This window comes from Clostridium acetireducens DSM 10703 (assembly GCF_001758365.1).
Classification (GTDB): Bacteria; Bacillota; Clostridia; order Clostridiales; family Clostridiaceae; genus Clostridium_C; species Clostridium_C acetireducens.
The window spans coordinates 69,657-94,113 of the sequence record NZ_LZFO01000002.1; the positions used below are offsets into that span (position 1 = coordinate 69,657).

The following is a 24,457-nucleotide window of genomic DNA, read 5'->3' on the forward strand; positions in this document are numbered from 1 at the left end:
ATATGCTTCTTCAGCTAAATATAAAAAACTTTGCTTTAATAGAAGAATTAACCATATCTTTTGACAAAGGATTTAATGTATTATCAGGAGAAACCGGTGCAGGAAAATCCATACTAATAGATGCTATAAATTATGTATTAGGAAGCAAATTTAATAAAGATTTAATAAGAACTGGAGAGAAAAAAACTTTTGTAGAAGCAATATTTACTATAGAAAATAAAAAAACAAAAGAAGTTTTAGATAATCAGCAAATAGAATATGAAGATATGGTAATAATAAGTAGAGAAACTTTTCAATCTGGAAAAACTATTACTAAAGTTAATGGAAAGTCAATACTACTTGCTAATTTAAAATTAATAAGTGAAACATTAGTAGATATACATGGTCAACATGAAAATCAAAATTTATTAAATTTATCAAATCACATACTTTACTTAGATTATTTTGCTGACAAAAGATTACATAATTTTTTAAAAGAATATAGAGAAATTTACAATAAATTGAATGATATTGACAAGAAAATTGAAGAAATTCAGGGAAAAGAAGGAGAAAGAGACAAGATTATAGATTTTCTAAAGTACCAAATAAATGAAATAAATAATGCAAATTTGAAAGAAAAAGAATATGAAGAGCTAGAAGAAAAGTTTGCTGTTTTATCAAATGCAGAAAAAATAAATAATACACTATCTAGTGCTTATGAAATATTGTATAACGGAAAACAAAATGTACCTTCCGTATACGATAGCATTGGTATTATAATAAAAGATATAAATGCCATAGAAGATTCTTATGATAAAATAAAAGAAATTTCTAAATTTTTGCAATCTATTTACTATAATTTAGAGGAAGCTATAAGAGAAATTAGAGATATAAAAGATAATGTATATTATGATAGTAATGAGTTAGAATATATAAATAGTAGAATATATGCTATAGATGGACTAAAAAAGAAATATGGAAAAACCATTATTGATATATTAAAATACAGGGATAAAATCGAAAATGAATACAATGAAATGTTAAATAGTGTTGCTATAGTAGAGGAATTGAAAAAACAGAGAGAAAATATAATAAAATTAATTAAAGAAAAAGCTTTAATTCTTCATCATAATAGATGCAAAGCTGCAGAGGAACTAGAAAAAAGAGTTAAAAAAGAGTTGAATTACATAGGATTAGAAAAAAGCACATTTAAAATATCTGTGGATTTGGAAGAAATTCCAAATGAAAAAGGTATGGATAAAGTTCAGTTTAATATATCTACAAATCCTGGAGAACCTCTTAAACCTTTAGAAAAAATTGTTTCAGGAGGAGAGTTGTCTAGAATAATGTTAGCATTAAAAACTGTATTTGTAGATAAAGATAAAATTCCAACAGTAATATTTGACGAAATAGATACAGGAATTAGTGGTAGAGTGGCTCAAAGTGTAGCGGAAAAAATGTATGAGGTATCAAAGGGGCATCAAGTATTTTGTGTTACTCATTTACCTCAAATAGCTTGTATTTCTGATAATCATTATTTAATAGAAAAAGAAGTAGAAAATAAAAAGACATATACAAAAGTTAAGCCTTTAAATGAAAAAGAAAAACAATATGAAATAGCAAGAATGATAGGTGGAGCAGAAGTTACTAAATTAACCATAGCACATTCAAAAGAAATGATAATAATGTCAAATAATAAAAAATGTGAAATATTAAACAAATAAATAGAAAATAAAAAAATTACTGCTAAAAGTTATATAACTATAAATTGGTACTAAAAAGTGAATTTTACTCTTAAGTACTATCTACACTATATTTATATGATTTTTAGCAGTAATTTTTTTATTTTCTATTTATTTGTTTAATAGCAAAACCTTTAACTTTTATGAAACAATATAATAGCATAATAAATTATTTAGAAGGGCAACTTAATTATGAAGCTAAAGAATTAAAAGTGCAAATTTAAATATATAAAAAACTTAAAAATGAAAAATAGGAGGTAAAAGCATGATAAAAATGAAAAAAAGAAAAATATGCTATATTTTAACTCCTATAGCTATATTTTTGTTTTTTATTTTTGCAAAAATAAATAGTATACCTAATACTATTTTTGTAAGAGAAGGACACAGTATAAAATCTACTCCTATAATAAAAATAATTAACAAAGAAAATAAAATATTAAAAAATAATGTTAAAGCTAGTGAAAGTAATATTAAAAATAGAAATAAAAATGCACATGTTACTTTATTTGGCATGTTGCCTATTAAATCTGTTTCAGTTGAATCTATACCTTCTGAAATGTCTGTTTACCCTGGAGGACAGCCTATAGGAGTAAAACTTAATACTAAAGGAGTCTTAATAATAGCTTTATCTGACATAGAAACTGCAAAAGGCAAAAAAGCTAGCCCAGCAGCACAGGTAGGAGTGCAAATTGGAGATAGCATATTAAAAGTAAATAATAAGGATATAAAAACAGCAGAACAACTAAGCCAAGAAATAAATAATTCTAATGGAAAAAACATTGAAATAGTTTTTAATCGACGTGGTGAAAATTTAAAACGAGAAATAGTTCCAGTAAAAAGTAGTGAAGATAACAAATACAAAATAGGACTTTGGGTTAGAGATTCTACTGCTGGAGTAGGTACATTGACTTTTTATAATGAAAAAACAAAAACTTTTGCAGCATTAGGTCACCCTATAATAGATTTAGATACAGGCACAATTTTAAATATAAATTATGGAGAAATAGTTTCTTCTTCCATAGTATCTGTTAGAAAAGGAGAAAAAGGAAAACCTGGAGAATTAAAAGGAGTATTTTTGGATGAAGATATTGTATTAGGTCAAATATATAAAAATACACATTGTGGAATTTTTGGAAAAAGTAATTTAAATTTACGAAATTCTAAAACAAAACCTATAAAAATAGCACTAAGAAACGAAATTAAAGAAGGACCAGCAAAAATACTTACTACAATAAATGGGGAAGAACCTAAATTATATAATATAGAAATACAAAAATTGTTAAAGCAAGATGTACCAGGTCCTAAAAGCATGATTATTAAAATAACAGATAAAGAATTGTTAAATAAAACAGGAGGCATAGTACAAGGAATGAGCGGAAGTCCTATAATTCAAAATAATAAATTAATAGGTGCAGTTACTCATGTATTAATAAATAAACCGGATATAGGGTATGGAATATATATAGAGTGGATGCTGAAGGATGGAAATATGTTAGAAAATTAGTAAATATAAATTATATGCAATATTATTATATAATATATTATATAATAATATTGTATATTATATATATATATAGAAATAAATGAAAAAATTTTGTATAATGAATATGTAAGTAGTTTAATTTTAAATTTATAAAAATTTTTTTTGAATAAAAGAAGGAATTATATTACTTTTGTCGAAATACTTATTTGTTAAGATATGGCAAAATAATAAAAAAAGGGGAGTTTTAATATGGAAAATAAGAAGATAAGTATTGTAATAGCAGATGACAATAAGGAATTTTGCAATATTCTAAATGATTATCTACTAAGTCAAAAAGACATATTAGTAACAGGAGTTGCAAAAGATGGGGTAGAGGCTTTAAAGTTAATAGATGAAAAAAAACCAGATTTAGTTATTTTAGATATAATAATGCCTCACCTTGATGGGCTTGGGGTTTTAGAAAGATTGAATAGCACAGATACAAATCCTATGCCAAGAGTTATAGTATTATCAGCAGTAGGACAAGATAAAATTACTCAAAGAGCTATAAACTTAGGTGCAGATTATTACGTAGTAAAACCTTTTGATATGGATGTGTTTACTAAGAGAATAAGACAAATGTTCAATGGTGTAGTTGGAAGCGAACCTATAAAGAAATCCGTTATATCCTTTGAAAATCGTCCAATTGAAATCAATCATCATAATGAAATAACAGATTTAGAAGCAGAAATTACAAATATAATTCATGAAATAGGTGTACCAGCTCACATAAAAGGATATATGTATTTAAGAGAAGCTATAAGTATGGTAGTTAACGATATGGAGCTTTTATCAGCAGTAACAAAGGAATTATATCCTAATATAGCTAAGAAATACAATACTACATCTAGCAGAGTAGAAAGAGCTATAAGACATGCCATAGAAGTAGCTTGGTCAAGAGGTCAAATAGAAACAATAAATAGAATATTTGGTTATACTGTACATAACGATAAAGGTAAGCCAACAAATTCTGAGTTTATTGCTATGGTAGCAGATAAGTTAAGATTAAAGAATAAAGTTGCACAACAACAATAAATAGTGTATTTTATGAATTAATTTTCAAACCAATAAATGCAAAATTATATTATTTAAAAAAATAAAAATAAGACCTTACATATTAAAATATGTGTATTGTAGGTCTTATTTTTATTTTATAATATAAAAAAACTCAATAATATTTTTTCATATAACCTTCAAGTTAATCATAAATATTAAAAGATAAGTAAAGTGATTAACTAAGGAGGCTAAATTATGTTAGAAAACAAACTGTTTAATAATTTAGGAGAACATATTAGGAATAATTTTTTACTTTATATAATTAATATATTTTGTATATGTATAGGCATAGTATTAGGTATTTATACAGTAAAATATATGGGTAGTTTTGAAAATAGTGATTTATTAAATTACTTAAAAAGTTTTACTAAAAATGTAACTTCTAATAATATAGACGTAAGATTGGTTTTTATACAAACATTAAAAAATAATATACCTATTATATTAGCTATATGGTTTTTAGGTCTTACAATGATAGGTATACCTATTGTGCTAATAATAAGCTTAATAAAGGGATTCACAATAGGTTTTACCATTAGCTTTATAATAAATTCTCTAGGCATAAAAGGTATTTGGGTAGTAATGTTTGGAATAGTGCCTCAAAATATGGTGTATATACCTTGTATAATTTTAATGTGCGTTTTATCTATGGAATTTTCATTGGAAATTTTAAAAAATAAAATAAATAATAAAATGAAAATAAATGTATGGAATAGAATGTTAGGATATTCTTTTACTTTTATATTTTTATCTTTATTTATGTTTTTAGGATTTTTTGTAGAAGCATATGTTACTCCAGGTATGATAAAAATCATAATTTAGAGTAGAGGTGGCATTTTTGATTAATAAACAAGAAGTAATAGAATTTAATATAACTATTATAAAGTGCTTTGCTGTGTTTTTATTATTAGGACTATTTTTGCCTAAAATTATAGATTATGCATTATATAAATTAATAAACAATACAAATATTTATAAAAATAGTATTTTTGTATATAATGTAATTAATAGAAATATAAACTTCATTTATAATTATATTTATATTTTTAAGCAATTTTTATCATTATAATTTTAAAATTAGGAGAATTAATATGGATGAATTAGTTGAAAGGTATATAACAGATTTAAAAAGTAAAAACTTTAGTAAAAATACTTTAGATGCATACATTAGAGATATAAATAGATTTAGTAAATTTGTAAAGGAAAGAAAAGAAAAAATAACAGAAGTAGATAATGTTACAATTATGGCATATGTTCAATATTTACATCAAAATAAGAGAGCCAGTTCTTCTATAGCTAGAAATATTATATCTATAAGAAAATTTTATAAATATTTATCAAAAAATTCTATAATAAAAGAAAACCCTTTGTTGTATTATGAAATTCCTAAAATTAAAAGAAATATTCCTCAAATATTAACAGTAGATGAAGTAAATTCACTATTATCTGCACCAGATGGAAAAACTTTAAAGGGTATAAGAGATAAATCAATGTTAGAAGTTATGTATGCTTCAGGAGTAAAAGTAACAGAGCTTTTAAATTTAACTATATATGATATAAGCTTAAAATTATCTTATATAAAATGCAGAGGTTCTAAAAATAAAGAAAGAATTATACCTATAGGTTCTTATGCAGTAAATTGCTTAGAAGAATATCTAAAAGTAAGACCAGATTTAAATAGATATAATTTAGATTATTTATTTTTAAACTTAAAAGGAACTAAAATGACAAGACAAGGTTTTTGGAAAATAGTAAAAAGATATACAAAAGAAGCAGGAATAAAAAAATCAGTAGATGCATTTACACTTAGGCATTCCTTTGCAGTTCATTTATTGCAAAATGGAGCAGACATGAAATCCGTACAGGAGCTTTTAGGTCATAGCAATATGTCTGCCACACAAATATATTCAATGATAACTAAAAAAAGTAAAATAGCAGAAGTTTATAAAAAAGCCCACCCTAGAGCCTGAATTAATTTTATCTATAGGAAGGAGAAATTATATATATGATAAATAGAGTTATATTAATTATTTTAGATAGTGTTGGTATAGGAGAACTACCAGATGCAACGGAATATGGCGATGAAGGCAGCAATACTCTAGAAAATATATCAAGAAAATTAGGAGGATTAAGTTTGCCTAATATGGAAAGTATAGGATTAGGACATATAAATGGAGTAAAAGAAATAAAAAAACAAAATAATGTTACAGGAGCTTTTGGAAAATGTGCAGAAATGTCTAAAGGAAAAGATACAGTAACAGGTCACTGGGAAATAGCTGGATTAGTATTAAAAAAATCTCTTAAAACTTATCCTAAAGGCTTTCCTAAAGATATAATAGATGAATTTAAAAATAAAATAGGAAGGAATATTTTAGGAAACAAAGTAGCTTCAGGAACAGAAATAATAAAAGAATTAGGCAATGAGCATATAAAAACAGGATACCCTATAGTGTATACTTCTGCAGATAGCGTATTTCAAATAGCAGCTCATGAAGAAGTAATAAAATTAGAAGAACTTTATAATATGTGTAAAATAGCTAGAAAAATGCTTACAGGAGATAGAACAGTAGGTAGAATAATTGCAAGACCTTTTATAGGTGAAAAGGGTGATTATACAAGAACTTCTAATAGAAAAGATTTTGCATTAGATCCTTTTGGAAAAACTATGCTGGATTATATAAAAGAAAGTGGCAGTAACGTTATGGCAGTAGGTAAAATTAATGACATATATAATGGCAAAGGTATAACTGATGCAGTGCATATAGATAACAATATGGATGGTGTAGATAAAACATTAGAGTATATGAAAACCAATAAAAAAGGATTGATATTTACTAATTTAGTGGATTTTGATATGTTATATGGTCACAGAAATAATGTGGAAGGCTATGCTAATGCCTTAATAGAATTTGACAATAGATTGCCAGAAATAATAAATGAAATGGAAAAAGAAGATGTGATTATACTTACAGCAGACCACGGCTGCGATCCTACTACACCAAGTACAGACCATTCTAGAGAATATGTACCAGTACTTGTATATGGTGAAAATATTAAATCAGGAGTAAACATAGGAACTAGAAAATGCTATTGTGATATAGGAAAAACAGTATTGGATTTATTAAGTGTTAAAAATAATTTATTTGGAGAAAGTTTTGCTAAAGATATAGTTAAATAGCATAGAAAGGCAGGTGAAAAGTTACTTTTTAAGTAACTTTAATATGGATATTAACAAAATAATAGAAAGTGTAAATTACATAAAACAAAAAATAAGTTATTCTCCAGAAGTAGGTATTATATTAGGCTCAGGATTAGGAGAATTAGCTGATAAAGTAGAAGAAAAAACCATAATAAAATATGAAGAAATTCCCAATATGCCTGTATCCACAGTAAAAGGTCATGCAGGTCAATTGGTATTAGGAATTTTTAATGGCAAAAAAGTAGTGATGATGCAAGGTAGATTTCATTATTACGAAGGAAATAAAATGAAAGATGTAGTAATGCCTATTTATATAATGAAATATTTAGGAATAAAAAATATCATAGTAACTAATGCAGCAGGAGGAGTAAATAAAAATTATACTCCTGGAGATTTAATGATAATAAAAGACCATATAAATTTATCTTTTAATAATCCTTTAATAGGAAAAAATTGTGATGAATTAGGACCACGTTTTCCAGATATGTCACAATCTTATAGTAATGAATTAATTAAATTAGCAGAATATGTGGCAATAGAAAATAAAATTAAAATACAAAAGGGAGTATATACAATGATGACAGGTCCTACTTATGAAACTCCAGCAGAAATAAATATGGTAAGAATACTAGGAGGAGATGCAGTAGGTATGTCTACTGTGCCAGAGGTTATAGCTGCAAATCACTGTGGAATAAAAGTTTTAGGTATATCTTGTATAACTAATATGGCAGCAGGAATATTAGATAAACCTTTAAATCACAAAGAAGTAATAGAAACATCTAATAAAGTAAAGGGTAAATTTGCTTTATTAATAAGCAATATTATAAAGAAAATTTAAATATATTATTATCTAAGTAATGAAATAAATTAAGTGTATAGGAGGTGAAATGCTTTATAGATATGTGTTTATAAAGTGAACTATTATGAGAATGTATGACATAATTTTAAAAAAAAGAAATGGCAAAGAGCTATCTACAGAAGAAATAAACTTTTTTATAGATAATTATACAAAAGGTATAATACCAGATTATCAGGCTTCTGCTTTGTTAATGGCAATATATTTTAAAAAAATGAATAATAGAGAAACAGTAGATTTAACTAAGGCAATGCTTAATTCAGGTGAAATTTTAGATTTATCAAAAATACAAGGAATAAAGGTAGATAAACACAGCACTGGTGGAGTAGGAGATACTACTACACTAGTATTAGCTCCTATGGTAGCGGCACTAGGTATACCTATAGTTAAAATGTCAGGAAGAGGTTTAGGACATACAGGAGGTACTATTGATAAACTAGAATCTATTAAAGGATTTTCAGTAGAACTTACAAAAGAAAAACTTATAGAAAATGTAAACAACATAAAAATGGCAGTAGTAAGCCAAACAGGAAACTTAGCACCAGCAGATAAAAAATTATATGCACTAAGAGATGTAACAGCCACAGTAGAAAACACATCTCTTATAGCTTCAAGTATAATGAGCAAAAAACTAGCAGCAGGCTGTGATGCCATTGTACTTGATGTTAAAGTAGGACAGGGAGCCTTTATGAAAGATTTAGTATCTGCTAGAGAATTAGCATTACAAATGGTAAACATAGGCAATAGTTTAGGCAAAAAAACAGTAGCAATAATATCTGACATGAATGAGCCTTTAGGATATGCTATTGGAAATACATTAGAATTTAAAGAAGCAATAGAAACTTTAAAAGGAAGAGGTCCTAGTGACTTATTAGAATTATGCTTGGAATTAGGAAGTAATATGGTAGTATTAGGTAAAAAAGCTGGTACTTTAGAAGAAGCTAGAAAAATGCTAAAACAAACTATAATAAATGGTTCAGCACTAAGAAAGCTCAAAGAATTTATAACTATGCAATGTGGAGATGCCTCCTATGTAGATGATGTAACTAAGTTTCCTAAAGCTAAATATGTAAAAATAGTAAAATCTCAACAAGAAGGATATGTATTTGAAATCAATGCAGAAAACATGGGAGTAATAGCTATGGAATTAGGTTCAGGTAGATCAGTAAAAGGGGGCACTATAGACTTATCTGTAGGTATAGTGCTAAATAAAAAAAGAGGGGACAAAGTTTGCAAAGGAGATATATTAGCTTACATATATGCAAACGATGAAGTAAAAGCTCAAAAGGCAGAAAAAGATATATTAGAAAATTACATAATAGGTGAAAACTATAAAAAAGAAATTCCTTTAATTTATGAAGTTATAAAATAATGGGCATTGGAACTTTTTTAGTTGAGAGTTAATATGGAAGAGTTAAGAGTTTTGGAGAATTTTTCTCCATTGCATTACGAAAAACTTTAAATTGAGATAATTTCAGAGAAAACAGAATTAAAAATAATACGGATAAAAATAGTAAGACAATAGCATAAATAAAATTTGTAAATAATTTGAATGAATTTTAGACATTCTTAGAAGAAAAAATAAAAAAACTCCGTAATTCATCACAGGACGTGATGAGCCAATTTCCGCCCCAAGGACGGGGCATAAATTGGGTAGGAGTTTTTTTATTTTTTCTTCTTAGATTGTCTTAATGAAATGACTTATTTACAAATTTTATTTATGCTATTGTCTTACTATTTTTATCCGTATTATTTTTAATTCTGTTTTCTCTGAAATTCACACTATCTTTATTGGAAAAAATTATTTTAACTAATGTTAATATTTGGTATTGTTGTTTTGTGGGAATATAATGAATTATTTTTAACATAAATTACAAAGTGTATTTAGTGATAATATTTAAGTTCTTTGGAAAAAATAGAATTGAAGGGAGGAACTTTAAATGAAAAATAAAAAAAGAATATTTACTATATTAATACTAACTTTATTCATTACACAAATATTTGTTACATCTGTAAATGCACAAACACCTGAGTTAAAAAACTATAGCAATAAAACTGAAGATTTGGAAGAAGCAAAGGAGAATTCAGATAGCTTAAAATTAGAAGCTAAATCTGCATTACTTGTAGAACCTATTACAGGAAAAATAGTATACGAAAAAAATCCCCATGAAAAATTAGCACCAGCTTCTGTAACTAAAATAATGACTATGCTTATAGCTATGGAAAAAATAAATGCAGGTAAAATGAAATTAAGTGATAAAATAACTGCCAGCGAAAATGCAAAAAAAATGGGTGGAAGCACTATGCTTTTAGATACAGGGGAAATAAGAAATGTAGAAGAAATATTAAAAGGCATTGCTATTGCTTCAGGAAATGATGCTGCTGTAGCTATGGCAGAATACATAGCTGGAAGTGAAGAAGCTTTTGTAGAAATAATGAACAAAAGAGCTAAAGAATTAGGAATGAAAAATACTACTTTTAAAAACTGTACTGGATTGCCAGAGGATGGACATATAACTACTGCTTATGATGTAAGTATTATGTCTAGAGAACTTTTAAAGCATCCTAAAATACTAAAATATACAGGAACTTATATGGAAACCATAGAAGAAGGAAGAAAAACCCCTATAGGACTTGTTAACCATAATAAACTAGTTAGATTTTTTAAAGGTTGTGATGGTTTAAAAACTGGATTTACTAATGAAGCTAAATACTGCATATCAGCTACTGCTATTAGAAATAATGTAAGAATGTTAGCTGTAGTAATGGGATCTTCTACTTATAAAATAAGAAATAAAGAAGCCAGTATGCTTTTAAATTATGGCTTTTCAAAATTTGAAAATAAAAAAGTAGCTTTTAAAGATAAACCAATAGAAAAGATAACATTAGACAAAAAGGGTAAAAAGGAATTTATAGCTAAATCAAAAGAAGATGTAAACATAGTAATAGAAAAAGGAAATGAAAACAATATTGTTAAAAAACCAGTACTAAAAATGGATAAAAAACAGTATAAAAAAGGTGATATTGTAGGTCATTGTGAGTTTTATATAAATGGAGAATGTGTAGGAAAAGTAAAAATTTATTGCGATAGAGATTTAAAAAAACCAGGTGTATTTGAAAATTTAAAATCTAATTTTAAAAATATACTAGATAAAGCTGTATAATAAAAATTGCTATGCAATTTTAGTTAATAATTTAGATTTTATTTATGTAAAAAAGATTGAAATAATTTGCAGAGAAAAAATAATTAAAAATAATATTAATAAAAATAACAATACCAGCATCATAAATAGAGTTTGTAAATAAGTCATTTCATTAAGACAATCTAAGAAGAAAAAACAAAAAAACTCCTACCCAATTTATGCCCCGTCCTTGGGGCGGAAATTGGCTCATCACGTCCTGTGATGAATTACGGAGTTTTTTTATTTTTTCTTCCAAGATTGTCTAAAATTCATTCTAATTATTTACAAACTCTATTTATGATGCTGGTATTGTTATTTTTATTAATATTATTTTTAATTATTTTTTCTCTGCAAATTATCTCAATCTTTTTTACATAAATAAAATCTAAATTATTAACTAAAAAAATTGTAGTATAATAGTATTAATTAAGTATGCAAAAGAGGTATATATATGAATATTTTAAAAAACTTTAATGAAGAACAAATAAAAGTATTAAATATTATAAAAAATATATGCAATAGAAATAACATAAAGGCTTATTTAGTAGGGGGAGCAGTTAGAGATAGCTTATTAAGTAAAGACATAAGAGATATTGATATTTGTATAGAAGAAGAACCTATGATTATAATTAATTTATTAAAAGAAGTAGATAAATTTGAATATTATAGCAATTTTCATACTGCTAATGTAGTATTTAAAAATAAAGTATCAGTGGACTTAATTAGATGTAGAAAAGAAGAATATAAATTTAATGGTGATCTTCCTTGTGTAACCCCATCTAACATATATGATGATTTATATAGAAGAGACTTTACAGTAAATGCATTAGCTTATGATTTAATAGAAGAAAAAATAATAGATTTTTTTAATGGGTTAGAAGATTTGAAAAATAAAAAAATAAAAAAAATACATAAAAATAGCTATGAAGAAGATTGTACTAGAATATTTAGAGCAATAAAGTACAGTAATAGGTATTCTTTTAAAATAGAGGATATACATGAAATTGAAAATTGTATTAAAAAAAACATATTAAATACTGTAAGTAATGATAGAATTATAAAAGAAATATATTCTTTATGCCAAGAAGAAAATTGGAGAAAAAATTTAATAAACCTATGTGAATACAATATTCTTAAATTAAATAAAGATAAATTATTTATAAATAATATTTTAAGCAATTATGAAAATATAAAAATTAGATTTTTAAATTTATTTTTTAGCATAGATAATATAAAGCATATAGATATATTTATAAACAACTCTATTTTAGATAAAAATATGAAAAATTCATTAAAACATTATAATGAAAATAAACATAGCATAATAAAATTATTGTCAAATACCATAAATAATTATAAAATATATCAAGTACTGAAAAATATTAATTATGATGAATTAGTATTACTTTCCTTTAATCATTATATTAAATATAAAATAATTAATTATTATAGAAATTTACATAATGTAAAATTAAGTGTAAATGGTAAAGATTTAATAAAAATTGGTATAAAGCCAGGAAAAACTATAGGTAGTATATTAGAAAATTTACTTAAAGTAAAATTAAATACAGATTTAGATATAGAAAAAATAATACTTAAACAGTATTATAGGAGAGATTTTAAATGACTTTAAATATAAAAATTCATAATTTTGAAGGACCTTTTGATTTACTTTTACACCTTATAAAGAAAAATAAAATGGATATATATCACATTCAAATTTCAGAAATTACTAATCAATATATAATATACTTACAACAAATGAAAAGTATGGATTTAGAAGTAACATCTGAATTTATAGTTATGGCTTCTTCGCTTTTAGAGATAAAGTCAAAAATGCTTATTCCTAAACCTAAATTAGAAGAGCAAGAAGAAAAAGAAGAAGAAGATCCAAGAGAGCAATTAGTAAATAAACTTTTAGAGTATAAAAAATTTAAAAAAGTAGCAGAAATTTTTAAAGAAAAAGAAAAATTTGTGGGAATAATGTTTCACAAAAAACCTGAAATTATAGAAATAAAAGAGGATAAAGTAAATTTAGAAGAATTATTTAAAAATATAGATTTATTAAAATTATATGATATATATAATAAATTAATTAATACCTATAAAAATAAAATAAATGAAAAATCTTCTTTACTAGAAAAAAATGTGTTTATAGATAAATTTAAAATAGAAGATAAAATTCAAGAAATAAGAACAATCTTAAAAGAAGAAAATTTAAAAACTTTTTCAACATTAATAAGAAATTGTTCTTTTAAAATAGAAATAATTGTTACATTCTTAGCTATTTTAGAAATGGCAAAGCTAAGAGAAATTAAAATATTACAAGAAGATAAATTTAAAGAAATATACTTAGAAAGGATGTAACTATGAAAAGTATAAATATGAAACAAATAGAAATAGAAGAAACGTCCCTAAAAGAAATGTATTTTTCTATAATAGAATCTTTATTATTTGTAACGGGAGAATCTTTAAGTTTAAAAGATATTGCCAGCATTATAGAATTAGAAGTGAATTCAACAGAAGAAATTATAAAAGAAATGGCAAAAAAGTACAATGAAGAAAGTAGAGGTATAAAGTTAGTAAAAACCAATAATAAATATCAATTAGTGACAAAACCTAAAAATAGTAAATACATTGAAAAACTATTAAAAACCAATACAAGACAATCTCTATCACAGGCTTCTTTAGAAACTTTAGCTATAATAGTATATAGACAACCTATAACAAGAGTAGAAATAGATGATATAAGAGGGGTAAAAAGTGAAAAGGCATTAAACAATCTTTTAGAAAAAGAGTTGATAGAAGAATGTGGAAGAAAAAATGTAATAGGAAGACCCATACTTTATAGAACAACTAATGAATTTTTAAAATATTTTGGATTGGAAAGCATAGAGTCATTACCTAGCTTAGATAGTTTTTTACAAGAAAAAAGTGAATAAGATTTTTAAAATATGCAGGTTTTTGAATAAAAAATGATTTAAAATAATAATGTAGTCATAAAGTGAGTTTGTAAATAAATAATTTCATTAATATACTTTAAAAATAAAAAATAAAAAAACTCCTATCCGATTTATGCACCGTTCTTGGTGCTAAAATTGGCTTATTACGTCCTGCAATAAAATAAAATACGGAGTTTTTTTATTTTTTCTTCTGTGAGCTATTTCCACTTACTCTACGCTAAGAAGTAGGAGTCTTATAGCTATATGGTAAAAATATTTAGTCCCTTATTTCGTTATCGCAAGCATAAAAAGCAGTATCTTGCTGGCTAAAAACATCATCATTGCATTTGCTTTTATTGTCTTTATTATTTTCTTTATTTTTATTATCTTTTTTTTCTTTCTTCATATCTTTTAGTATATCTAGTATTTGAGGAACAGAGTCTACTAATTTATCGTAAGTATTAGTGTGGTCCAAAGATAAAACTCTTACAGAACCATCTTTTATAACTATAAAAGCTACAGGTTTTACTGTTACTCCAGCTCCAGAACCTCCTCCAAAAGGATATTTCATATTAGGAGGATTTTGAATATTACCATCAAATTCACTTCCTCCTGAAGCAAATCCAAAGGACACTTTAGATATAGGAATTATTAAACTTCCGTCATTGGTTTGTATGGAATTACCTACAATAGTATTAACATCTATCATTTCTTTTAAATTTTCCATAGTGTTCTTTATTAAATTATCAATAGGATGATTTTCCATTTTATGCCCTCCTTTATATTAATTATGTGACTTTGAATAATTCACACTTTTATTTTTATGTGATTTAATAAAAAATATAATAAGCATATATATAAGTTTTGCTAAATTTATATAAAATATACTAGTTATATTAACTTTTAAAACTTTATTTTCCAAATTAGGTTTTACTTTAAAGGCAATATGTTTAATATTAAAAAAATTATCTATTGTTTTATAAATAACAGTATAAAGAGAGTTTAATATTCCATAAAATATAGCAGTATGAGCAGCATCACCTAAACCATAATATAAACTAATATGAAAGCTTAATTTAGGTTTAAATTTAAGGCTTTGAAAAATTTTATAAATACTTCCATAAGTATTTTTTAAATACACATAAGAAACTTTTTCTTTATTATCATATTCTTTTTTACCTTCTTTTTTTATATTATATTTTTTATTAATATTATTACTTAAATTTATTTTATATAAAAAAACATTTATTTTTCCATTATTATAATAAAAACAAATTTTAATGGGAAAGGGAATAAAAAGTATAAAAAAAAGTACCACTATAAATAAGTACATAGTAACCTCCATAGAATTTAACATTTATAGTATACCCATTTTTTTCTTAAATATAATATTAAATTCTAAATATAATATTATATTAGAATATAACATTATATTAAAATATAATATTAAAATATAATATTAAAATATAATATTAAAATATAATATTAAAATGTAATATTAAAATCTAGAGTTTGGTTAAATTACTTATTTTGGGGAACATTAATATAAAATAGCAATGAAAATAACTAAAAATAATTTGTATAAAAATAATAAGGCAGCCTCATAAAGGTAGTTTGTAAATAAGTCATTTCATTAAGACACTCTAAGAATAAAAAATAAAAAAACTCCTACCCAATTTATGCCCCGTCCTTGGGGCGGAAATTGGCTCATCACGTCCTGTGATGAATTACGGAGTTTTTTTATTTTTTATTCTAAGAGTGTCTAAAATTCATTCTAATTATTTACAAACTACCTTTATGAGGCTGCCTTATTATTTTTATATAAATTATTTTTAGTTATTTTCATTGCTATTTTATATTAATGTTCCCCAAAATAAGTAATTGCACTAATAATTTATATTAAATATGGAATAATAAATTTGAAACTATAAATAATAATATAAGTTTTATAATTAAATGGGGTGTAAATGTGAAGAAAAAATTCTTTGGAATAATATGTTTTTTAACAGTATTTATTTTATCCTTTAACACAATTGCTTTTGCAAAAAATGATTTAAATGTAGATGCTAAATGTGCTATAGCTTTAGATGCTAATACTTTAATACCTCTTTACGAAAAAAATTCAGATATGATTGTGCCAATGGCTAGTACCACTAAAATAATGACAGCATTAGTAGCAATAAAATATGGAGATTTGGATAAAAAAGTAGAAATTTCATCAAAAGCATCTTCTGTGAGAGGTTCTACAGCAGGCTATAAAAAAGGTGAAAAAATAACTATAAAAGAACTTCTATATGGACTTATGTTAAGGTCGGGAAATGATGCTGCTATAGCTTTAGCAGAAGGAATTAGTGGTAGTGTAGATGAATTTATGAAAATAATGAATGAGTATGCTATAAGTATAGGAATTTTAAATAGTCACTTTGAATCTCCTCATGGATTAGATAGTGAAAATCATTATTCTACTGCCTATGATTTAGCTGTGGCTACTGCTAAAGCAAAGGAAAATATATTATTTAATGAAATAGTAAGTGCAAAAGATGTAGATGGAGATTCTTATGGATTTACAAGAAGTTATCACAACATAAATAAAATATTGTGGCAGATACCAGAATCTAATGGAGTAAAAACAGGATATACAGGAAAAGCAGGAAAATGCCTTGTATCTTCTATTAATCATAATGGAAGAGATATAATAATAGTAGTTTTAAATTCCACTCCTAGGTGGAAAGAAACTAAAAAAATTTATGATTATGTATTAAAAAATTATGAATATAAAAAATTTTTTTCAAAAGAAGAAATAATAGATAAAGTGAATTTAGGAAAACAGACTTTAAATATTAAATGTAATGAAGATGTAATTATTCCTGTAAGTAGTAAAAATGAATATAAAGTAGAAATAAACAAACCAAAAAGCATTGATTTTAGTGTAAATAAAAATGATAAAATAGGTATGATAAATATATATTGTAACCATAAGAAAATATATAGTAATAAATTAAATGCTGCAAATTCAATAAAAACAAAAATATTTTTTAAAAAAATTAATATATTTAGCTAAAAATAAAAATTATAAATTATAAATAATTTGTAAATAATATTTAATATAATTATTAATAGTTATGCAAATATGAAATTAATATTTTATTTGAATTTAGTAAATAATTTAACAAAAAAATATTGCATAATTTCATCCACTATGATATACTTTCCAAGTAATGAGGAATTTAATAGCTAAAAAGTTTGATTTATGATGTATACTTATTAGTTATTTTAGTTGTTAAGTTACTAAATTTTTTTTAAAAAAGGAGTTATGTACAGATGCCAGATAAGAAAATAGTATGTAAAGATTGTGGAAAAGAATTTATCTTCAGCGAAGGAGAACAAGAATTCTATAAAGAAAAAGGATTCGAAAATGAGCCTGTTAGATGCCCAGATTGCAGAAGAAAAAGAAAGCAAGAAAGAAACAATAATAGAGGTTTCAGAAGATAAAAGAATATTTAATTCTTTTCAACGGCTATTGCATGGGCAATAGCCCTTTTTGATATAAAAATAGCTAAAAGTAGCTACATTATCACCAAGGATAATGTGGCTATTTTTTTAAATATTAAAAAAATAACAAAGGATGGTGGAAAAATTGAAATTTATACACACATCTGATTGGCATTTAGGAAGAATACTACATGGAAAACACTTAACAGAAGATCAATTTTATATATTACAGCAATTTATATATATTATAAAAAATGAAAATCCAGATGCAATATTAATAGCTGGTGATTTATATGATAGGTCTGTTCCTCCAGTAGAGGCAGTAGAACTTTTAGATAATGTTTTTACAAAAATACTTATAGATTTTAATATACCTATAATATGTATATCTGGAAATCATGATAGCCCAGATAGAATAAACTTTGGAAGTAAATTGTTACAGGAAAGAAAGTTATTTATAAAAGGTAAATTTGATTTAAATTTTGCACCTATAACATTGGAAGACAATTATGGAAAAGTTAATTTTTACACTATACCTTATACTGAACCAGTAGTTATAAAAGCACTATTAAAAGAAGAAAATATTCACAATCACAATGATGCTATAAAATCTGTTATTGATAAAATAAAATGTAATTTAAATTATAATGAAAGAAATGTATTAGTATGTCATGCCTTTGTAACAGGAGGAGAAGAAAGTGAATCAGAAAGACCTTTATCTGTAGGCGGTGCCAGTTCTGTAGATTATAATAATTTTGAATGTTTTAATTATACTGCATTAGGACATTTACATAGACCACAAAAGTGTACTAAAGAGAATATAAAATATTCAGGATCTCTTATGAAATATTCTTTTTCAGAAGTAAATCAAGAGAAATGCATTTATATTATAGAAATGGATGAAAAAGGTGAAATAAGCACAAAACAAGTTTGTTTAAAGCCAAAAAGAGATTTAAGATATATAGAAGGTCATTTAAAGGATATAATAAATGATGCAGCAGAAGATGAAAATAGAGAAGATTATTTATTAGTTAATTTATTAGATGAAGGAGCTATATTGGATCCTATAGGAAAACTTAGACAAGTATATCCTAATGTGCTTAGAATAGATAGAGAGGATTTAAAAAAGGAAATAAATAAAGAAATAGTACTGCCAGATAAGAATTTTAATAATATGAGCCATATTAAATTATTTAAGTCCTTTTATACACAAGTTACAGGTAAAGAATTTCTAGAAGATAAAGAACAGGTTTTAGAAGATTTACTTAAGGAATATTACAGTGAAAAGGGAGTGAGTAAATAGTGAAGCCTCTAAAATTAGTAATGAAATCTTTTGGAAGTTATGCTGGTGTTCAGAAAATTGATTTTACAAAATTAAAAAATAGAAGCATGTTTTTAATACATGGACCTACTGGTAGTGGAAAAACTACTATATTAGATGCTATATGTTATGCTTTGTATGGTGAAACTAGCGGAAATGAGAGAAACGGAAAAAGCATGAGAAGCCAGTTTGCAAGCTTAGATGAAATTACAGAAGTAGAATTTGATTTTGAAATAAAAGAAGATTTTTATAAAATAAAAAGAATACCAGAGCAAGAGAGAGCTAAAAAACAGGGGGAAGGTACTACTATTCAATTAGCAGAAGCAGTGCTTTGGAAGAAAATTAATGGTAAAATGGAAGTAGTAGAATCTAGACAAAGTAAAGTTACACAAAAGATTGAAGAAATTATAGGGTTTCAAAGTAATCAATTTAGAAGAGTTATAATGCTACCTCAAGGAAAATTTAGAGAACTTTTAATTGCTAAAAGTGAAGAAAGACAGCAAATCTTAGAAAAGATATTTCATACAGAAGAATACAAAAATATAGAAGAATTTTTTAGAAATAAAGCAAAAAAATTAAGACAGGAAATACAAAATAAAAAAACAGAAAAAAACACTATTTTAAATAGAGTTAAATGCTATGAAGATGATTTAGAATACAAGGAAATTCTATTTAATGAAAAAGTAAATACAAAAGATAAAATTAATACTTTAGAAAAATTACTAATAAAAGATAGAGAAAAATTAAAAAATATAGAAGAAAATCTTAAAATTAAAATTAAAGAATTAAAGAAATCAGAAAAAGAACTAGAAGATGCAAAAAGAAACAATGAAAAATTACTAAATAAAGGTAATACAGAAAAAACTTTAAAAAAAATTGAAAAATTAAAAGAAGAAATAGATATAAAAAGAAAGAGAATTGAAGCAGCTAGAAAAGCTGTAACATTAATTGAAATAGAAAAGATTGCTAAACACAGAAGTGAGGATAGATCTCATTGGGAAAAACAAATTAAAGATACAAATAATAATATTAATATTTTAAAAGAAAAAATATTAGAAAAAGAAAAAGAATTTAATAAGCAAAAAGAGAAAAATAAAGAAGTAGAGTCAATTCAAAAGAAAATATTGCAATTAGAAAGTTTAAAAAATGATGTGAAAGCACTAAATAATTTAAAGGATGAAATTACCTGTTTAGAAAAAGATTTAAACAATATAGAAAAGAATATGGAATATAGCATATTTGAAATAAAAGAAAAACAAAATAAAATAGATGAAATAATTTCTAATGTAAATAAATTAAGAGATTATGAAAATAAATTAATGGAATTAAATATTAATTTAGAAAAGGAAATCAATATATTAAGAAAGCTACAGCATTGTAAAAATTTAGAAAGTGAATATAAAAAAATATGTGAAAATTACAATATAGAAAAAGAAAAATTAGATAAAATACATAGAAATTATACTATAGCAAAATCAGAGTATACAGAACTACAAAGTCTTTGGAGCCAAGGTCAAGCTTTTATATTAGCAGAAAACTTAAAAACAGGAGAGGCGTGTCCAGTTTGCGGATCTAAATCGCATCCTCACAAAGCAGAAAAAAAACAAAATATACCTACAGAAGAAAAATTAAAATATAGAAAAGAACAAATGGAAATATTGGAAAAGAAAAAGGAAAATCAAAAAAATTTATGGGATAAATTAAGTGTAGATAAAAATAGTTTAGAAAATTCTATTATAGATATAAAAAAAGATTTAAAAGATTATTACAATTTAAGTATAGATGCATTAAATAAATCTATAGAAGAAACATCTAATAATATAAAAAATTTAGAAAAAAGCATAAAAGAAATAGACAAATTAAAAATTCAATTAGAAGATGAAAAAAAATATATATTAGACATGAAAAATAAATTAGAAAATTTACAAAAGGAATATGCCCATAAAAAAGAAGAGTATCATTCTAAAAAGGGTAAATTAGATTACATAGATAAAAATATACCAAAGGACATTAAAATAGAAAAGGATTTAAACAAATCTATTAAAGATTTAAACAAAAAAAGTTACCAATTAATTAGTGATTTTGAAAAGTGTGAAAATGAGCTGCAAAATTTAAATACAGAGTTAGCACAATTGAAAGCAGTATATAAAACTGCCATAGAAACTTTTGAAGATATAGATAAAAAGTACAAAAAAGAAAAAGAAGAATTTAAAACTAGAATGATAAATGAAGGTTTTAAAAAATACCAATGCTATTCTCAGGCTAAAGAAGATATGCCTAATATAAAATCTTTAGAAAAGGAAGTTAAAGATTATGATGCTTCTTTTTGTGCTGCAAAAGATAACTATGAAAATGCTTTAAAAGAATCAGAAGGTTTAGAAGTTATAGAAATAAAAGAAATATACAAAAGAAATAGCAGTTTAGAAAAAGAAAGAATGGAAATACTATCTGAAAAAAATAACTATGAAAATAAAATAAAAGATAATGAAATTATATTAAAAGATGTATTAAATTTAGAAAGTTTAATAGAAAAAAAAGAAAAACATTACTATATAATTGGGGATTTATCTGATACTGCTAATGGAAAAAATTTATTTGGAATGACTTTTGAAAGATTTGTTTTAAGTATATTGTTAGATGATATACTTATAGCAGCTAATTATAGATTAAATAAAATGAGTGATGGAAGATATAGTTTAAATAGAACTTTGCAAAGGGATAGAAAAAATGCTCAAGGAGGATTGGAATTAGAAGTGTTTGATAATAACACAGGTATGGCTAGACCAGTAGCTACTTTATCAGGAGGTGAAAGCTTTAAAGCTTCTTTATCTTTAGCTTTAGGTCTTAGCGATGTAGTACAGTCTTATTCAGGGGGAATTAGTTTAAATACTATGTTTATAGATGAAGGATTTGGAAGCTTAGACCCGGAATCCTTAGACAATGCTATAAAAACTTTAATGGAACTTCAACAAAAGGGAAGAATTGTTGGTATAATATCTCATGTACCAGAGTTAAAAGAGAGAATAGACGCTAGATTAGAAGTAATCCCTACAGAAAGAGGCAGCATAGCAGAATTTAAAGTTTTGTAATAATAATCTTAAATGTAAAAAAATACAATAAATCATATTGCAAAATTTATTAATCATAGGTTATACTATTTATATATTTATATTTCTTTGGCAAAAAGTTACTTTTAATATAATTATTTATATATTTTAAAATTCATAATAAGGAGGTGAAAACCGTTATAGATTTACTAAAAATTGCAGTAAAAAACACAATATGAGTTTTGGTAAATCCTATTTAACGGAAATACTTTGACATCAACTAATAGTAAATTGAAAGTTATTCCTTTAGGGGGAGTAGACGAATTTGGAAAAAATATGACTATTATAGAATATGAAGATGAAATAATAGTTATAGATTGCGGACTAATGTTTCCAGATGAAGAAATGTTAGGTGTGGACATAGTTATACCAGATATAACTTATTTAAAAAACAACAAAGACAAAATTAAAGGAGTATTTTTAACCCATGGACATGAAGGGCATATAGGTGCTATACCTTATTTATTAAAAGAAATAAATGTTCCCGTATATAGCACGAAATTAACTATTGCATTAGTAAAAAACAAATTAAAAGAACACAAAATATTAAGCAAAAGCAAATTAAACATTGTAGAACCAGAAAAAATTATAAAATTTCAAAATTTCAAAATTGAATTTATAAAAAATAGCCATAGTATTCCAGATTCTTGTGCTATTGCAATATACACTCCTGTAGGCACAGTGCTTCATACAGGGGATTTTAAAATAGACTATACACCCACTTATGAAAAAAAAATGGATATAAACAAGATTGTAGAATTAGGAAAAAAGAGACTACTTCTACTATTAGCAGATAGTACAAACGTGGAAAAGCAAGGCTATAGTTTATCAGAAAGTGTAGAAGAAGAAGTCTTTGATAAAATTTTTTACAATGCTAAAGGCAGAGTTATTGTGGCAAACTTTGCTGCTAATATTCAAAGAATGCAGCAAATTATAAATACATCAGTAAAATACAATAGAAAAGTAGCTATAACAGGTAAAAGCTTAGAAGTAATTGCAGATACTTGCATAGAATTAGGATATATTAAAATTCCTAAAGAAAACTTAATAAATATAGATGAAGAACGTAATTATCCTGATAATGAAATAACAATTATAACTACAGGCAATCAAGGAGAACCTATGTCAGTTTTATATAAAATTGCTTCTTCAGTGCATAAGAAAATACAAGTAAAAAAAGGAGATTTAGTTGTAATATCTTCAGCACCAGTGCCTGGAAATGAAAAGTTTATATCTAAGGTAATAAATGAATTATACAAAAAAGGTGCTAGTGTAATTTATAAAGAGCTAGAAAAAATACACGAATCTGGACATGCCTCTGTAGAAGAATTAAAGCTACTACACACTTTATTGAAGCCTAAATTTTTTGTACCTATACATGGTGAATACAGACATTTAAAATTACATGCTAAGTTAGCAGAAAAATTGGGAATGAATAAATCAAAGATATTTATTTTGGATACAGGACAAACACTGGAACTATCTAATAAAAGTGCAAAAAAAGCTAAAAGAGTTCCTTCAGGAAAAATACTTGTAGATGGTTTAGGTGTAGGAGATGTAGGAAATATAGTTTTAAGGGATAGAAGATTTTTATCTAGAGAAGGAATATTAACAGTAGTTATAACTATTGAAAAAGAATCCTTTAATGTATTAGCAGGTCCTGATATAGTTTCTAGAGGATTTGTGTATATAAGAGAATCAGAAGAATTAATGTTAGAATCTAAAGAAATAGTTAAGAAATCTTTAAATAGATGTTTAGACAACAATATTACAGAATGGGCAGTAATAAAATCTAACATAAAAAATGATTTAAAAGATTTTCTATATTCTAAAACTAAAAGAAAGCCTATAATACTATCTATAATAATGGAAATATAGAAATTTTAAATGTAGCCACTATTTATTTTTATAATAAATTGTTGAATAAAAAATAATTAAATATAATTTTCATAAAAATAATAATACAGTAGCATAAAGAAATTTTGTAAATAAATCATCTCATTAAGACACTCTAATAATAAAAAATAAAAAAACTCCTACCCAATTTATGCACCGTCCT

The 24,457-nt window shown here is 24.8% G+C and carries 19 protein-coding genes; 17 read left to right on the forward strand and 2 right to left on the reverse strand.

Features of this window, described 5'->3' with window-relative positions:
- The first annotated feature begins 2 nt into the window (after nt 1-2).
- From recN to scpB, 12 genes are all read left to right on the forward strand, one after another.
- On the forward strand, nt 3-1,703 hold the full coding sequence (gene recN / locus CLOACE_RS01040; protein ID WP_070109183.1) for a DNA repair protein RecN: 1,701 nt from the start codon (nt 3-5) through the stop codon (nt 1,701-1,703).
- A 283-nt stretch (nt 1,704-1,986) separates the two neighbouring features.
- Nucleotides 1,987-3,225 carry a SpoIVB peptidase gene (spoIVB, locus tag CLOACE_RS01045; protein ID WP_070109184.1) on the forward strand — a complete coding sequence of 413 codons (1,239 nt, stop codon included), beginning with the start codon at nt 1,987-1,989 and terminating at the stop codon, nt 3,223-3,225.
- Between the two features lie 228 nt (nt 3,226-3,453).
- Nucleotides 3,454-4,278 carry a sporulation transcription factor Spo0A gene (spo0A, locus tag CLOACE_RS01050; RefSeq protein WP_070109185.1) on the forward strand — a complete coding sequence of 275 codons (825 nt, stop codon included), beginning with the start codon at nt 3,454-3,456 and terminating at the stop codon, nt 4,276-4,278.
- A gap of 216 nt (nt 4,279-4,494) precedes the next feature.
- Nucleotides 4,495-5,121, forward strand: coding sequence for a stage II sporulation protein M (gene spoIIM, locus CLOACE_RS01055; protein ID WP_070109186.1), 627 nt, complete (start codon nt 4,495-4,497; stop codon nt 5,119-5,121).
- 269 nt (nt 5,122-5,390) lie between these two features.
- Nucleotides 5,391-6,269, forward strand: a complete 879-nt coding sequence (gene xerD / locus CLOACE_RS01065) for a site-specific tyrosine recombinase XerD (RefSeq protein ID WP_070109188.1) — start codon at nt 5,391-5,393, stop codon at nt 6,267-6,269.
- 35 nt (nt 6,270-6,304) lie between these two features.
- Nucleotides 6,305-7,477: a phosphopentomutase gene (locus CLOACE_RS01070; RefSeq protein ID WP_070109189.1), complete on the forward strand. Its 1,173-nt coding sequence runs from the start codon at nt 6,305-6,307 to the stop codon at nt 7,475-7,477.
- Nucleotides 7,478-7,520: 43 nt separating this feature from the next.
- Nucleotides 7,521-8,336, forward strand: coding sequence for a purine-nucleoside phosphorylase (locus tag CLOACE_RS01075; protein ID WP_070109190.1), 816 nt, complete (start codon nt 7,521-7,523; stop codon nt 8,334-8,336).
- An 85-nt stretch (nt 8,337-8,421) separates the two neighbouring features.
- Nucleotides 8,422-9,726, forward strand: a complete 1,305-nt coding sequence (locus CLOACE_RS01080; RefSeq protein ID WP_070109191.1) for a pyrimidine-nucleoside phosphorylase — start codon at nt 8,422-8,424, stop codon at nt 9,724-9,726.
- A 568-nt stretch (nt 9,727-10,294) separates the two neighbouring features.
- Nucleotides 10,295-11,518: a D-alanyl-D-alanine carboxypeptidase family protein gene (locus tag CLOACE_RS01085; RefSeq protein WP_070109192.1), complete on the forward strand. Its 1,224-nt coding sequence runs from the start codon at nt 10,295-10,297 to the stop codon at nt 11,516-11,518.
- Between the two features lie 469 nt (nt 11,519-11,987).
- Complete coding sequence (locus CLOACE_RS01090; RefSeq protein WP_070109193.1) at nt 11,988-13,163, forward strand: tRNA nucleotidyltransferase/poly(A) polymerase family protein; 1,176 nt, start codon at nt 11,988-11,990, stop codon at nt 13,161-13,163.
- On the forward strand, nt 13,160-13,903 hold the full coding sequence (locus CLOACE_RS01095) for a segregation/condensation protein A (RefSeq protein ID WP_070109194.1): 744 nt from the start codon (nt 13,160-13,162) through the stop codon (nt 13,901-13,903). The genes CLOACE_RS01090 and CLOACE_RS01095 overlap by 4 nt, the downstream gene beginning before the upstream one ends.
- 2 nt (nt 13,904-13,905) lie before the next feature.
- Nucleotides 13,906-14,478, forward strand: a complete 573-nt coding sequence (scpB, locus tag CLOACE_RS01100) for an SMC-Scp complex subunit ScpB (protein ID WP_070109195.1) — start codon at nt 13,906-13,908, stop codon at nt 14,476-14,478.
- A gap of 277 nt (nt 14,479-14,755) precedes the next feature.
- Here the strand turns inward: scpB and ytfJ are convergent, their stop codons facing one another.
- Nucleotides 14,756-15,244, reverse strand: a complete 489-nt coding sequence (gene ytfJ / locus CLOACE_RS01105) for a GerW family sporulation protein (RefSeq protein WP_070109196.1) — start codon at nt 15,242-15,244, stop codon at nt 14,756-14,758.
- A gap of 18 nt (nt 15,245-15,262) precedes the next feature.
- Entirely contained in the window at nt 15,263-15,811 is a 549-nt protein-coding gene (locus tag CLOACE_RS01110; RefSeq protein ID WP_070109197.1) for a DUF2953 domain-containing protein, read from the reverse strand.
- A 636-nt stretch (nt 15,812-16,447) separates the two neighbouring features.
- On the opposite strand from CLOACE_RS01110, the gene CLOACE_RS01115 reads away from it, so the two are divergent.
- The 5 genes from CLOACE_RS01115 to CLOACE_RS01135 all read left to right on the forward strand — a co-directional run bounded on the left by CLOACE_RS01115 (nt 16,448) and on the right by CLOACE_RS01135 (nt 24,276).
- On the forward strand, nt 16,448-17,539 hold the full coding sequence (locus CLOACE_RS01115) for a D-alanyl-D-alanine carboxypeptidase family protein (protein WP_070109198.1): 1,092 nt from the start codon (nt 16,448-16,450) through the stop codon (nt 17,537-17,539).
- Between the two features lie 260 nt (nt 17,540-17,799).
- On the forward strand, nt 17,800-17,970 hold the full coding sequence (locus CLOACE_RS01120; RefSeq protein WP_070109199.1) for a zinc-ribbon domain-containing protein: 171 nt from the start codon (nt 17,800-17,802) through the stop codon (nt 17,968-17,970).
- A 145-nt stretch (nt 17,971-18,115) separates the two neighbouring features.
- A complete protein-coding gene (locus CLOACE_RS01125; RefSeq protein ID WP_070109200.1) occupies nt 18,116-19,273 on the forward strand; it encodes an exonuclease SbcCD subunit D in 1,158 nt (385 codons plus the stop codon).
- Nucleotides 19,273-22,380 carry an AAA family ATPase gene (locus CLOACE_RS01130; RefSeq protein ID WP_070109201.1) on the forward strand — a complete coding sequence of 1,036 codons (3,108 nt, stop codon included), beginning with the start codon at nt 19,273-19,275 and terminating at the stop codon, nt 22,378-22,380. The genes CLOACE_RS01125 and CLOACE_RS01130 overlap by 1 nt, the downstream gene beginning before the upstream one ends.
- Before the next feature lie 228 nt (nt 22,381-22,608).
- Entirely contained in the window at nt 22,609-24,276 is a 1,668-nt protein-coding gene (locus CLOACE_RS01135; RefSeq protein WP_070109202.1) for a ribonuclease J, read from the forward strand.
- Nucleotides 24,277-24,457: the final 181 nt, after the last annotated feature.